At 68.7% G+C, this 12708-nt stretch carries 12 protein-coding genes; 9 read left to right on the forward strand and 3 right to left on the reverse strand.

Annotated features, from left to right (window positions below; genetic code table 11):
- Window positions 1–138 precede the first annotated feature (138 nt).
- The 5 genes from CK240_RS02960 to CK240_RS02980 all read left to right on the forward strand — a co-directional run bounded on the left by CK240_RS02960 (window position 139) and on the right by CK240_RS02980 (window position 5235).
- Complete coding sequence (locus tag CK240_RS02960; RefSeq protein WP_240517264.1) at window positions 139–606, forward strand: tetratricopeptide repeat protein; 468 nt, start codon at window positions 139–141, stop codon at window positions 604–606.
- Window positions 607–676: 70 nt separating this feature from the next.
- Window positions 677–3676 carry a helicase-related protein gene (locus tag CK240_RS02965; RefSeq protein WP_095639227.1) on the forward strand — a complete coding sequence of 1000 codons (3000 nt, stop codon included), beginning with the start codon at window positions 677–679 and terminating at the stop codon, window positions 3674–3676.
- A gap of 25 nt (window positions 3677–3701) precedes the next feature.
- On the forward strand, window positions 3702–4037 hold the full coding sequence (locus tag CK240_RS02970; protein WP_095638854.1) for an RNA-binding S4 domain-containing protein: 336 nt from the start codon (window positions 3702–3704) through the stop codon (window positions 4035–4037).
- Between the two features lie 82 nt (window positions 4038–4119).
- Window positions 4120–4458: a ferredoxin FdxA gene (gene fdxA / locus CK240_RS02975; protein WP_095638855.1), complete on the forward strand. Its 339-nt coding sequence runs from the start codon at window positions 4120–4122 to the stop codon at window positions 4456–4458.
- Between the two features lie 267 nt (window positions 4459–4725).
- Window positions 4726–5235: a CarD family transcriptional regulator gene (locus tag CK240_RS02980; RefSeq protein WP_095639228.1), complete on the forward strand. Its 510-nt coding sequence runs from the start codon at window positions 4726–4728 to the stop codon at window positions 5233–5235.
- Window positions 5236–5283: 48 nt separating this feature from the next.
- Here the strand turns inward: CK240_RS02980 and CK240_RS02985 are convergent, their stop codons facing one another.
- Complete coding sequence (locus CK240_RS02985; protein WP_095638856.1) at window positions 5284–5544, reverse strand: hypothetical protein; 261 nt, start codon at window positions 5542–5544, stop codon at window positions 5284–5286.
- Between the two features lie 119 nt (window positions 5545–5663).
- Between CK240_RS02985 and CK240_RS02990 the strand changes: the two genes are divergently transcribed.
- Window positions 5664–6497, forward strand: coding sequence for a sulfotransferase family 2 domain-containing protein (locus CK240_RS02990; protein WP_095638857.1), 834 nt, complete (start codon window positions 5664–5666; stop codon window positions 6495–6497).
- On the opposite strand, the gene CK240_RS02995 is transcribed toward CK240_RS02990, so the two are convergent.
- A complete protein-coding gene (locus tag CK240_RS02995; protein ID WP_095638858.1) occupies window positions 6382–7767 on the reverse strand; it encodes a dipeptidase in 1386 nt (461 codons plus the stop codon). The two genes, CK240_RS02990 and CK240_RS02995, sit on opposite strands and share 116 nt — an antisense overlap.
- Before the next feature lie 178 nt (window positions 7768–7945).
- Here CK240_RS02995 and hemA point away from each other — a divergent pair, with 178 nt between their 5' ends.
- The 3 genes from hemA to ispG all read left to right on the forward strand — a co-directional run bounded on the left by hemA (window position 7946) and on the right by ispG (window position 11719).
- Entirely contained in the window at window positions 7946–9175 is a 1230-nt protein-coding gene (gene hemA / locus CK240_RS03000; protein WP_095638859.1) for a 5-aminolevulinate synthase, read from the forward strand.
- 192 nt (window positions 9176–9367) lie between these two features.
- Window positions 9368–10528, forward strand: coding sequence for a helix-turn-helix domain-containing protein (locus tag CK240_RS03005; protein WP_240517284.1), 1161 nt, complete (start codon window positions 9368–9370; stop codon window positions 10526–10528).
- A 69-nt stretch (window positions 10529–10597) separates the two neighbouring features.
- Window positions 10598–11719 (forward strand): flavodoxin-dependent (E)-4-hydroxy-3-methylbut-2-enyl-diphosphate synthase, encoded by a 1122-nt coding sequence (gene ispG, locus CK240_RS03010; RefSeq protein WP_095638861.1) that lies wholly within the window; start codon window positions 10598–10600, stop codon window positions 11717–11719.
- A 228-nt stretch (window positions 11720–11947) separates the two neighbouring features.
- Here ispG and CK240_RS03015 read toward each other — a convergent pair whose 3' ends face one another.
- Window positions 11948–12697: a DsbA family protein gene (locus CK240_RS03015; RefSeq protein WP_095638862.1), complete on the reverse strand. Its 750-nt coding sequence runs from the start codon at window positions 12695–12697 to the stop codon at window positions 11948–11950.
- Window positions 12698–12708 lie beyond the last annotated feature (11 nt).

Below are 12708 nucleotides of genomic sequence, written 5' to 3' on the forward strand. Positions count from 1 at the left end.
CCGCGGCGCGGGAATGCTTACATCGTTCATATGCGCGTGCCGTTGACCCAGTTCCACTCTGCCGCCACGGCATTTGGCGCGGCACTGCTGTCGATCCTGTTAACGGCAGCGCCATTGGCTGCACAAAGCCCGGAAGAAATGGATTCACTTTTCAGCGAATTGTCCTCGCAGCAGGGGGACGGATGGATGCGGGCGCAGTCCGACATCGAGCGGATCTGGTCGCGCTCGGGTTCGGCGGCCCTGGACCTGCTGCTGATGCGGGGCGAGGCCGCGCTGGACGCGGGCGACGTGCCGGCCGCCATCGGCCACCTGACCGCGCTGACCGAGAACGCGCCCGGCTTCGCCGCAGGCTGGGCCGCGCGGGCGGTCGCCTTCCAGCTGGCCGGGGAAACCGGCCCGGCCATGGCGGACCTCGCGCAGGCGCTGCGGCTGGAACCCCGGCACTGGCCCTCGGTCACGCTGCTGGCCACGATCCTCGAGGACATGGGCGACACCGAACGGGCGCTAGCCGCTTATCGCGAAAGCCTCGCGATCAACCCGCATCAGGAAGAGGCCGAGGATGGCGTCGCCCGCCTGATGGCCGAAAGCCAAGGGCAGGACGCCTGAGGTGGCGGGTCGCGTCACGGCCGTGCTGGGGCCAACCAATACCGGCAAGACCCATTACGCGATCGAGCGGATGCTCGCGCACCGGACCGGCGTCATCGGCCTGCCGCTGCGGCTGCTGGCGCGCGAGGTTTATGACCGGATCGTCAAGGCGCGCGGGCCGTCCGTCGTCGCGCTGATCACCGGCGAGGAGCGGATCGTCCCCGAGCGCGCCGCCTACTGGGTCGCCACCACCGAGGCCATGCCCGAGGTGCTGGCCGATTTCGTCGCCATTGACGAGATCCAGCTTTGCGCCGACCCCGAGCGCGGCCATGTCTTCACCGACCGCCTGCTGAACATGCGCGGCCTGCACGAGACGCTGTTCCTGGGCAGCGCCACCATGCGGCCCGCTATCGCGGCGCTGGTCCCCGAAGCGCAGTTCATGCGGCGCGAGCGGTTCTCGACGCTGTCCTGGGCCGGGTCGAAGAAGCTCAGCCGGATGCCGGCGCGCTCGGCCATCGTGGGCTTCAGCGTCGATGACGTTTATGCCACGGCGGAGCTGATCCGCCGGCAGAAGGGCGGCTGCGCGGTGGTCATGGGGGCGCTGTCGCCCCGCACCCGGAACGCGCAGGTGGCGATGTATCAGGCGGGCGAGGTCGATTACCTTGTCGCCACCGATGCCATCGGCATGGGCCTGAACCTCGACATCCGCCACGTCGCCTTCGAGTCGACCCACAAGTTCGACGGCCGCCGCCTGCGGCCCCTGTTCCCGCACGAGCTGGGCCAGATCGCGGGCCGCGCGGGCCGCCACACCGAGCCCGGCACCTTTGGCGTCACCGGCGAGGCCCAGCCCCTGGACGAGGGCCTGATCGACGCCATCGAGAACCACCGCTTCCAGCCGATCAGCCGCCTGATCTGGCGCAACTCGTCGCTGGAGTTCGGCACCGTCGAGCGCCTGATCCAGTCGCTGGAACAGCCCTCGGGCAACGAATGGCTGGGGCGCGGGCGCGAGGCGGACGACATGACGTCGCTCAAGACCCTTTCGGCGCTGCCCGAGATCCGCGACCGGGTGACGCATCCCAAGGACGTGCGGCTGCTTTGGGACGTTTGCCGCATCCCCGATTTCCGCGGCATTTCGCCGGCCGAGCACACCACCCTGCTGACCCGGATCTTCGGCTTCCTGCAGGACGGCGGCATCCCCGGCGACTGGCTGGCGCGCTCGGTGGCGCGCATCGACAAGACGGCCGGCGACATCGACACCCTGTCCAAGCGGCTCGCCTATATCCGCACCTGGACCTATGTGGCGCAGCGCAATGGCTGGGTGAGGGACGAAGCCCATTGGCGCGAGGAAACCCGCGCGGTAGAAGATCGGCTGTCTGACGCGCTTCATGCCGCGCTGACGCAGCGATTCGTGGACCGGCGCACCTCCGTGCTGCTGCGCCGGCTCAAGCAGAAGGAGAGCCTGGTGGCCGAGGTGAACGACAAGGGCGAGGTGACGGTCGAGGGCGAATTCGCCGGCCGTCTTGAGGGTTTCCGGTTCCGCACCGACCCGAGCGCCCAGGGCGACGAGGCGAGGATGCTGACCCGCGCCGCCTATGAGGCGCTGCGCCCCGAGTTCCACCTGCGCGCGGACCGCTTCTACAACGCGCCGGACACGGAACTGGACTTCACCGTGCAGGGCGGCCTCATGTGGGGCGGCTCGGCCGTGGGCAAGCTGGTCAAGGGCGCCGATCCGATGAAGCCCGGCATCGAGGTCTTCGTGGACGAGGAAGCGGGCAGCGACGTGGCCGAAAAGGTCCGCCGCCGCTTGCAGCATTTCATCGACCGCAAGATCGCCGCGGGCTTCGAGCCGCTGATGGCGATGCAGGCCGACGAATCGCTGACGGGCCTTGCCCGCGGCGTGGCCTTCCGGCTGGTCGAGGCGATGGGCGTGCTGCCGCGCGAAGGCATTGCGTCCGAGATCAAGGAACTGGACCAGGACGCGCGCGGCAGCCTGCGCAAGCACGGGGTCCGCTTCGGCCAGTTCACCATCTTCCTTCCCGCGCTGCTGAAGCCCGCGCCGACCCGGCTGCGGCTGCTGCTGTCGGCGCTGTGGGCCGGGGCGGACGAGTTCCCCGAATCACCGCCTCCGGGGCTGGTCACGATCCCGAACCTGCCCGACGTGCCGCGCGATTATTACACGCTGTCGGGCTATCACCCGGCGGGCGAGCGCGCGATCCGCATCGACATGCTGGAGCGCCTGGCCGACATGCTGCGCGGCCAGGACAGCCGCGCGGGCTTCGAGGCGACGGCCGACATGCTGTCGATCACCGGCATGACGCTGGACCAGTTCGCGGACCTCATGGGGGGCCTGGGCTACCGCGCCGAGAAGGGTGAGCGGGCCAAGACCCGCGCCGCCGCCCCGGTCGCGGTTCCCGAGCCTGCCCCGGCTGCCGAGGGCGAGGCGGTCGCACCGATGACCGAGGAGGAAAGCGTCCTTGCCGCCGAGACCCGCGCCCGCTGGGAGGCCGAGCAGGCCGAGCGCCAGCGCGCCGAGGCCGAAGCGGCCGCCGCGTCGGGCGAGATCGACGAGGCGGCGTCCGAAGGGGCCGAGCCCGCTCCGGTCGAGATGGAAGGCTTCTACACCTTCACCTGGGCGCCGCGTCCGCGCGGGCCTCGCCGTCAGGGCGGTGACAACGAGGGGCGTGGCAACAACCGCAGGCCGCGCCGCTTCGACGGCGCGCAGGGCCAGGGCCAGGGCCCGGACCAGGGCCAGCGCCGCGAGGGCCAGCCCCGCGACAGCCAGCCCCGAGAGGGCCAGCCGCAGGACGCAGCCGCCCCCGAGGGTGCGCGCCGCGATGACCGGCCCCGCGGCGAGCGGCGCTTCGACGGCAAGCGCCGCGAGGACCAGGGCGAGGGGCAGGGGCGCCACGGCAAGGGCAAGCCGCAGGGCAAGGGCGACCGCGGCAAGTCCGAAGGGCGCCAGGGCGGCAAGGACCGGCCACCCCGCAACGAGGGCGGGCGCAGCTTCGAGGCGCGGCCTCCGCGCAACGACAAGCCGATCGACCCCGACAGCCCCTTTGCCGTGCTGGCGGCGCTGAAGAACAAGTCGTGACGCGGGCCGGAGGCCAGCGGCGCTGATGGCGCGCAGGGGCAGGGACCGGGCGCCCGAGGTCGAGGACGCGCCGGCGGACTCGATCCGGCTGGACCGCTGGCTCTGCCATGCGCGCGTCTTCAAGACCCGCACGATGGCGGCCGAGCGGATCGCGGCGGGGGGCGTGCGCATCAACGGCGCGCCCTGCCGCAAGCCGGGGCACGAGGTGAAGGTGGGCGACGTGGTGACGGCCGCCGCCCCCGGGGGCGTGCGCAGCCTGCGCGTCCTGTCGCCCGGCGAGCGCCGCGGCCCCGCCAGCGAGGCGCGCGAGCTTTACGAGGATCTGGATGCGCCGCCCGTCCCGGATGCGCCGGACGCATGACGGCCGCGCAGGCCGCAGCCCGGGTTGAACCCGCCCGGCGAAAGGCATAGGTGAGGCCCCGCACCTGCCCGCGAGGAATCCGATGACCTATGTCGTGACCGACAACTGCATCATGTGCAAATACACCGATTGCGTCGAGGTCTGTCCGGTCGACTGCTTCTACGAGGGCGAGAACACGCTGGCGATCCACCCCGACGAGTGCATCGACTGCGGGGTCTGCGAACCCGAATGCCCCGCCGACGCGATCCGCCCCGACACCGAGCCGGACATGGAGGCCTGGGTCGAGTTCAACCGGAAATATGCCGAGCAGTGGCCCGTCATCACCCGGAAGAAGGACCCGCTGCCGACTGCCACCGAAATGGATGGCGTTGCGGGCAAGCTTGAGAAATACTTCTCTCCGACTCCGGGCGAGGGCGACTGAGGTCGTCCTTCCTGCAGCGCGCGGGATGCCGGTTCGGCAGGCCCGGGCGGCCTGATTTGGCGTGCAAGCGCCCGAATACCCCTTCAAGAAGGGGGTGATTCGTGCTATATCATTGTCACATTGGCCACGCTCTCGGGCGTGGGCCAGCTGTTCTGCGGCCCGAAACCTGACAGCCCGGACAGCCGACAAAGATCACACGCACCCCAGGAGGACAAGACCCTCGGGGGTATTTTGCGCCTCGCAAGACGCGACCTGGAAGGAAGCATGATGTCGAAGACCAAGAAGAACGAGTTTCATCCCGACGATTTCGTGGTCTATCCGGCCCACGGCGTCGGCCGCATCGTGTCCATCGAAGAGCAGGAGGTCGCCGGCCTCCGTCTTGAGATGTTCGTGATCTCGTTCGACAAGGACAAGATGACCCTGCGCGTTCCGACCGCCCGCGCGACCGAGATCGGGATGCGCAGCCTCGCCTCGCCCGACATGGTGGACCGCGCGCTGGAAACGCTGAAGGGCAAGGCCCGCGTCAAGCGCGCCATGTGGTCGCGCCGGGCGCAGGAATACGAACAGAAGATCAACTCGGGCGACCTGCTGTCGATCGCCGAGGTCGTGCGCGACCTGCACCGCAGCGACGACCAGCGCGAGCAGTCCTATTCCGAGCGCCAGCTGTACGAAGCCGCGCTGGATCGCCTGACCCGCGAGGTTGCGGCCGTCAGCGGCATGGACGAGGGGGGCGCGCAGAAGAAGGTCGAGGCCGTTCTGACCGCCCGCGCGGCGTAAGCGCATTCGTCCGGCAATGCAGGGGCGGGTCCGTCGGGCCCGCCCTTTTCATGTCCGGCGCGGCTCGACCAGGGCGATGACCAGCGACATCACGGCAAACCAGGGGACTCCCGCCGCCAGCAGGAAAGGTGCGATCAGTCCAAGGCTGTGAACCGTCTGGCTGATGTCCCGTCCGGAAAGACGGCATCCTTGGACGCTGCCGCCGGCAAGGTCGCAGCCGGGCAGGAGCGAGACAGCAGCCAGCGCGATCAGCCAAGCGGCGAGCGCCGCCCCCAGCGGCAGGATGCGGATCAGGCGAAGAAGCCGCACCTACCCGGCCGCCTCTTGCCTTGCGGCTTTGCGCTCATCCTCCACCTGCGGCATCGACTCCGGCTCCCCGCCTGAAGTATGGCTCACCCGCGCGTCGCCTTCGACAGGAAGGGCTACCCTTGTCGCTGAAGGTCATGATTTCGATCCATGTCCCCAAGACCGGCGGAACAAGCTTCCGTCGGATGCTGGAAGATCTGTTCGGCGACGGATTCCAGCCCGACTATGACTGGGAGCCGCGGCCCGCCCTGATGGACGGGACCGAACTGCAGGGCAGCGACGACGAGATCCGGGCGATGTTCGAGAACGGCATCCGCTGCGTCCACGGACATTTCAACGCCCGCAAGTATCTGCGCCTGCGCGAGATCGAGGGGATCGAGCCGGTCTTCATCACCTGGCTGCGCGACCCCGCCGAACGTTGCATGTCCACCTATCACTTCCTGCGCAAGCTGGATACGCCCGTCGACGAGCAGCCCGAATGGGAACGCAAGGCCAAGGAACTCTCCGAACGCGAGTTCTTTGAACAGACCCGCTATGGTGCCAACCGCCAGTTCGCTCAGTTGCGCGCGCTGGACCGGGACGAACTGGCCTTTATCGGCTGCACCGAGCGTTTCGAGGACAGCGCCCGCGTCTTCCGCCACCTGTTCTTTCCCAATGCCGCCCCCGTCGCGATCCAGCACGAGCTGAGAAATGAGGAGCGGACAGGGAGGTATCACATCCCCGCCCCCCTGCGCGCCCGCCTGGTCGAGCTGAACGTCTTCGACGAGCAGCTTTACCAGTACGGGCGGGGCTGGCTATCGGGCGCTTTGCGGACCATGCCCGGCGACCAACAGGTTTTCCCTACGCCAGCGCAGCCAGAATCCGCGCCCAGCTTCGCGCGCCTTTGGCAAAGCTTTGGACGTCGTATTTCTCGTTCGGAGAGTGAATCCGGTCGTCGTCCCGGCCAAAACCGATAAGCATCGTGTCCATCCCCAGCAGGCGCTTGAAGTCGCCTGCCACGGGGATCGACCCGCCCGCGCCGATGAAGGCGGCCTCGCGGCCCCATTCTGCGGTCAGCGCCGCCTTGGCCGCCGCGAAGGCGGGGTCCGAGGTGTCCATGACGCTGGCCTGCGAATTGCCATGGGCGTGGAACTCGACCGTGCAGTCGGCGGGGACATGGGCGCGGACGTGGGCGCGCAGGGCTTCGCGGATCGCGTCGGTGTCCTGGGTGCCGACAAGGCGGCAGCTGACCTTGGCGCGGGCTTCCGCCGGAAGCACGGTCTTGAAGCCCTCGCCCGCATAGCCCCCGGCGATGCCGTTGATCTCGAAGGTCGGACGGTTCCAGACCATCTCGAGCCCCGTGCGGCCCTTTTCGCCGATGGGCTCGTGCAGGCCGACCCGGGACAGGAACTCGGCCGGGTCGAAGCCCAGCGCCTGCCAGTCGGCACGCAGTTCGTCCGTCAGCTCGGGCGCGCCGTCGTAGAAGCCGGGCAGCGTCACCCGGCCCTCGGCGTCCTTGACGGTGGCCAGCGCGTTCACCAGCACCTGGATCGGGTTCGCGGCCAGGCCCCCGAAGCTGCCCGAATGCAGGTCGCGGTCGGCCGCGCGGACCACGATCTCCTCGCCCAGCAGCCCGCGCAGCTGGGTCGTGATCGCGGGGCGCCCGTCCGAATACATGTTGGTGTCGCAGATCAGCGCGAGGTCGGCCCGCAGCATCCCTGCATTCTCGCGCAGGAACGGCTGGAGGTTGGTCGAGCCCGATTCCTCCTCGCCCTCGAACAGCAGGATGAGGCCCGGGGGCAGGGCGCCGTGGACGGCCTTCCAGGCGCGGCAGGCCTCGACAAAGGTCATCAGCTGGCCCTTGTCGTCGGCGGCGCCCCGGCCGCGGATCACGGGGCCGTTCGGCGTGTCCTCGACAGCCGGGTCGAAGGGCGGGCGGTTCCACAGCTCCAGCGGATCGACGGGCTGCACGTCGTAATGGCCGTAGAACAGCAGGCTGCGGCCCTCGCCCGCCGGCGTGCGCGCCACCACCATCGGATGGCCGGGCGTGTCCATCACCGCCGCGTCGAATCCGAGGTCCGCCAGTTCGTCCCGAAGCCAGTTCGCGGCCGCGCGCACGTCCGCCGCGAAGGCGGGATCGGTCGAGATCGAGGGGATGCGCAGGAAGGTCCTGAGCCGTTCGACCGCCCCGGACAACCCCGCGTCCAGCCGCTCCAGCACCTCGTCCAGCCGGGAATCCGTGGCCATGTCGCATCCTTTCCTGAGCATATTCATCGCGTTCCCCTAGGACTTTTCGCCTCACCCGGGGAATAGAGGGTGTTAATCGCCGCCATTGATCCTTATCAATGCATGGACCGCTCGGCCGGACGATGTTCCGGTCAGGCGTGTGCCGCAAGCCCAGCCAGTTACGCAAGGGATCAAGACGATGAACTACGAAGCCGCACTCGATCAGGCACTGCAGCGTCTGCACGACGAGGGCCGCTATCGGACGTTCATCGACATCGAGCGGCGCAAGGGACATTTCCCGCAGGCGATCTGGAAGCGGCCCGACGGGGGCGAGCAGGAGATCACCGTCTGGTGCGGGAACGATTACCTGGGCATGGGCCAGCATCCCGTCGTGCTGAGCGCGATGCACGAGGCGCTGGACGCGACCGGCGCGGGCTCGGGCGGGACGCGCAACATTTCCGGCACCACGGTCTATCACAAGCGCCTGGAAGCCGAGCTGGCCGACCTGCACGGGAAAGAGGCCGCGCTGGTCTTTTCCTCGGCCTATATCGCCAATGACGCGACGCTTTCGACGCTGCGCAAGCTGTTCCCCGGCCTGATCATCTATTCGGACGAGCTGAACCACGCGTCCATGATCGAGGGCATCAAGCGCTTCGACGGCGCCAAGCGCATCTTCCGCCACAACGACGTGGCCCACCTGCGCGAGCTTCTGGCCAAGGACGACCCGGCGGCTCCCAAGCTGATCGCCTTCGAATCGATCTATTCGATGGATGGCGACTTCGGTCCCATTGCCGAGATCTGCGACCTCGCGGACGAGTTCAACGCCCTGACCTACCTGGACGAAGTGCACGCGGTCGGCATGTACGGTCCCCGCGGCGGCGGCGTGGCCGAGCGTGACGGGCTGATGGGGCGCATCGACATCTTCAACGGGACGCTGGGCAAGGCATTCGGCGTCTTCGGCGGCTATATCGCGGGCTCGGCCAAGATGTGCGACGCGATCCGGTCCTATGCGCCGGGGTTCATCTTCACGACCTCGATCCCCCCGGCCGTCGCGGCGGGGGCGGCCGCCTCGATCGCCTATCTGAAGACCGCCGAGGGCCAGAAGCTGCGCGACGCCCAGCAGCTGCACGCCCGCATTCTCAAGATGCGCCTGCGCGGGCTTGGCATGCCCATCGACGACCGCGGCAGCCACATCGTGCCGGTTCATGTCGGCAACCCGGTCCACTGCAAGATGCTGTCGGACATGCTGCTGTCGGACTTCGGCATCTACGTCCAGCCGATCAACTTCCCCACGGTTCCGCGCGGAACGGAACGGCTGCGCTTCACGCCCTCGCCGGTGCACGATCCCAAGCAGATCGACCATCTGGTGCGCGCGATGGATGCGCTCTGGTCACGCTGCGCGCTCAATCGTTCGCACGCGGTCGCCTGAGGCCAACAAGCAGTGTCGCTGCTCTCGCCCCCGTGATAACCTGTCCTTAAACAAAGAGGGTCAGATTCGCGTTAGGCGTGAACCAGACCTTCCAGAATGAGGCAGGCAGAGATGAGCGGGACGCGGGCGTCGTCGACGACGGGCGATTCCTTGACGGATGGGGCGGCTGCACCGGGTTTCGACGATTTCGAAATGCGGCTCGGCGACATGATGCGCGGTGAGCGTGCGACAATCGGCAAGTCGCTGCTGGACGTCCAGCGCGAGTTGCGGATCCGCGCCTCGTATATCGCCGCCATCGAGAACTGCGATATCTCGGCCTTCGACGCGCCCAGTTTCGTCGCGGGCTATGTGCGGTCCTATGCCCGCTACCTCGGGATGGACCAGGACTGGGTGTTCCGCCGCTTCTGCGAGGAATCGGGCTTCCAGCCGGCCCATGGGGTCGCACCCGGCTTGCCCGGCGCCAAGGCGCCGCGCCAGCCCGGCGACCCGGCCGAGGCGCTGGCCAATCCGCGCGCGCTTTATCTTCCGCAACCCGAAAGCTTCTGGTCCTCGCTGGAACCCCGCGCCGTCGGCTCGGTGCTGGTGATGGCGGCCGTGGTCCTTGGCCTCGGCTATGGCGGCTGGTCGGTGCTGAAGGAAGTGCAGAAGGTCAACCTGACGCCCTCGGACCAGGCGCCCGCAGTGGTGGCGACCCTGGACCCGGTGCAGGACGCGGCGCCCGCGGGGCTGCAGGACATGGCCTCGGTCGATCTGCCGCAGCCCGAGGCGCTGGACCGCATCTATCGCCCCCGCGCGCTTGAGGTGCCGGTCCTGACCCCGCGCGACACCCCCATCGCCGCGATCGACCCGGGCCTGCCGGAACAGCAGCCCGCCGCCCAGACGCAGGTCGCTGCGGCCGATGTCGCGCAGCAGCCCGGCACGGCCGCCACCCCGCAGCCGGGCGCCGCCGAGGCGCAGGTGGCTGCGCAGACGGTCCGCACGCTGGGTCCCGATGCGCCGCAGCTCGAGATCCTGGCGGCCCGGCCCGCCTGGGTGCGCATCAGCTCGGCCGACGGGACGGTGATCCTGGAAAAGACGCTGGACGCGGGCGAGCGCTTCACGCTGCCGGCGACCGAACAGCCGCCGAAGCTGCGGACGGGGAACTCGGGCGCCGTCTATTTCGCGGTGAACGGGCAAACCTATGGTCCGGCGGCGCCGGGGGCCAAGGTCATCAAGGACGTGGTGCTGTCGCCCGACGCGCTGGCGCAGAACTACGCGGTCGCCGATGTCACGGCCGACCCCGAGCTGGCCAGCATGTTCGCCGTCGCCTCGGCCGCGCCCCTGCCGGGCGAGGGAGGGCAGGCGACCCCCTGACGGCTTCGTGCGGTTGCCCGCGCGGCGGCAAGCGCCTATGTCTGCGGGCGTCAGCCGAAAGGTCCCGCGATGACGCACAACCCCATCCGTCCCTGGCGCAACATCGAACGCCGCCGGTCGCGCCAGATCATGGTCGGCCGCGTGCCGGTGGGGGGCGACGCGCCGATCAGCGTGCAGACCATGACGAACACCGATTCGTCGGACGTGCGCGCAACGCTTGCGCAGGTGATCGCGGCGGCCGACGCGGGCGCGGACATCGTGCGCGTCTCGACCCCCGACGAGGCGGCGACCCGTGCGCTGCGCGAGATCACCCGCGAAAGCCCCGTGCCGATCGTGGCCGACATCCATTTCCACTACCGCCGCGCGATCGAGGCCGCGCAGGCGGGCGCCGCCTGCCTGCGGATCAACCCCGGCAACATCGGCGACTCCGCCCGCGTGCGCGAGGTCGTGCAGGCCGCGAAGGATTACGGTTGTTCCATCCGCATCGGCGTGAATGCCGGTTCGCTGGAACGCCACCTGCTTGAGAAATACGGCGAGCCCTGTCCGGCGGCGATGGTCGAATCCGGGCTCGACCACATCAAGCTGCTGCAGGACAACGACTTCCACGAGTTCAAGATCAGCGTGAAGGCCTCGGACGTGTTCCTGGCCGCCGCCGCCTATCAGGAACTCGCCGAGGCGACGGACGCGCCCATCCACCTGGGCATCACCGAGGCCGGGGGCCTGCGCGGCGGCACGGTCAAGTCCGCCATCGGCATGGGCAACCTTCTGTGGATGGGCATCGGCGACACGATCCGCGTGTCGCTGTCGGCCGACCCGGTCGAGGAGGTCAAGGTCGGCTACGAGATCCTCAAGTCGCTGGGGCTGCGGACGCGGGGCGTCCAGATCATCAGCTGCCCGTCCTGCGCGCGGCAGGGCTTCGACGTCATCAAGACGGTCGAGGCGCTGGAAAAGCGGCTTGAGCACATCAGGACGCCCATGAGCCTGTCGATCATCGGCTGCGTGGTGAACGGACCGGGCGAGGCGCTGATGACGGACCTCGGCTTCACGGGCGGCGGCGCGGGCAGCGGCATGGTCTACATGGCCGGCCGGCAAAGCCATAAGATGTCCAACGAGCAGATGATCGACCATATCGTCGAACTGGTCGAGCGGCGGGCCGAGGAGCTGGCCCGCGAGCCGCAGGCGGCAGAATAGGCTTTCTCCGGAGGGTTGGGGACCTTTCGGTCCCCGGCGTCTCGTCGAGTCGCCTTACCCCCTGAAGAAACATCGTACTCTTTGACAAGGTGTGCCCCCGCCTGCATGGACGGGGGCTTGCTTTCGCCGGCGCGGCCTTCGGCGCTTCCGCCTGTGCCGCGACACCGCTTCTAGGGTCCGAGAGTTAACATTCCGTTAATGGCATCGTCTGACGTCACGTCCGGACGCTCAGCCCTGAGCCGCCCGGATCTGCTCGACCGCAGAGGCCAGCCCCGTCGAGGGGATGCCGCGCAGAAGCTCGGGCCCGATCACGAAGGTGGGCGTGCCCATGATCTGCATCTTCTCGGCCAGCTGGCGGTTCTTGCGGATCTCGGCGGACACCTCCTCGGTGTTCATCCGCTGCACGATGGCCTGGGCGTCCAGTCCCAGTTCCTGCGAGATCGCGTTCAGCGACTCGATCGTGACCGCGCCTCGCATGGCGTAAAGCCTGTCATGCACCGACTTGTAGCTGTCGCCGCCAGCAAGCTGCTTGACCGCGATGGCGTAGCGCGAGGCGAGGTCGCTTTCCTGCCCGAGGATGGGGAACTCCTTGAGGATCAGCTTGATGTTGCCGTCCTTGGCCACGACCTCGTCCACCTCGGGGGCGACGCGGCGGCAGTAGCCGCAGCGGTAGTCGATGAACTCGACAATGGTCAGGTCGCCCTCGGGGTTGCCGCCGATCCAGGAATGGCCGTCCTCGAAGATCTCGGCGCTGTTGGCGGCGACCAGAAGCTTGTCGTTCTCGGCCTCGTTGGCCAGGCGCTTGGCCTCCATCGCGTTCAGCGACTCGACCAGCACCTCGGGGTTCTGCATGATGTAGTCGCGCACCGCCTCGCCGAAGGCCGCGCGCTCGGCTTCGGTCATGCTGGCGGGGTCGAAGGCCGCGGCGGGGGTGGCAAGGGCCGCCGTCATCAGCGCGGCCGTCATCAGGGCTTTCATCGTTGGTCCTT

It is taken from the genome of Paracoccus salipaludis, from assembly GCF_002287065.1.
Classification (GTDB): Bacteria; Pseudomonadota; Alphaproteobacteria; order Rhodobacterales; family Rhodobacteraceae; genus Paracoccus; species Paracoccus salipaludis.

Coding starts and splice junctions, on each gene's coding strand:
- CK240_RS02960 (WP_240517264.1), top strand. CDS start 139: ATGGATTCACTTTTCAGCGAATTGTCCTCGCAGCAGGGGGACGGATGG.
- CK240_RS02965 (WP_095639227.1), top strand. CDS start 677: ATGCTCGCGCACCGGACCGGCGTCATCGGCCTGCCGCTGCGGCTGCTG.
- CK240_RS02970 (WP_095638854.1), top strand. CDS start 3,702: ATGGCGCGCAGGGGCAGGGACCGGGCGCCCGAGGTCGAGGACGCGCCG.
- fdxA (WP_095638855.1), top strand. CDS start 4,120: ATGACCTATGTCGTGACCGACAACTGCATCATGTGCAAATACACCGAT.
- CK240_RS02980 (WP_095639228.1), top strand. CDS start 4,726: ATGTCGAAGACCAAGAAGAACGAGTTTCATCCCGACGATTTCGTGGTC.
- CK240_RS02995 (WP_095638858.1), bottom strand. CDS start 7,767: ATGGCCACGGATTCCCGGCTGGACGAGGTGCTGGAGCGGCTGGACGCG.
- hemA (WP_095638859.1), top strand. CDS start 7,946: ATGAACTACGAAGCCGCACTCGATCAGGCACTGCAGCGTCTGCACGAC.
- CK240_RS03005 (WP_240517284.1), top strand. CDS start 9,368: ATGCGGCTCGGCGACATGATGCGCGGTGAGCGTGCGACAATCGGCAAG.
- ispG (WP_095638861.1), top strand. CDS start 10,598: ATGACGCACAACCCCATCCGTCCCTGGCGCAACATCGAACGCCGCCGG.
- CK240_RS03015 (WP_095638862.1), bottom strand. CDS start 12,697: ATGAAAGCCCTGATGACGGCCGCGCTGATGACGGCGGCCCTTGCCACC.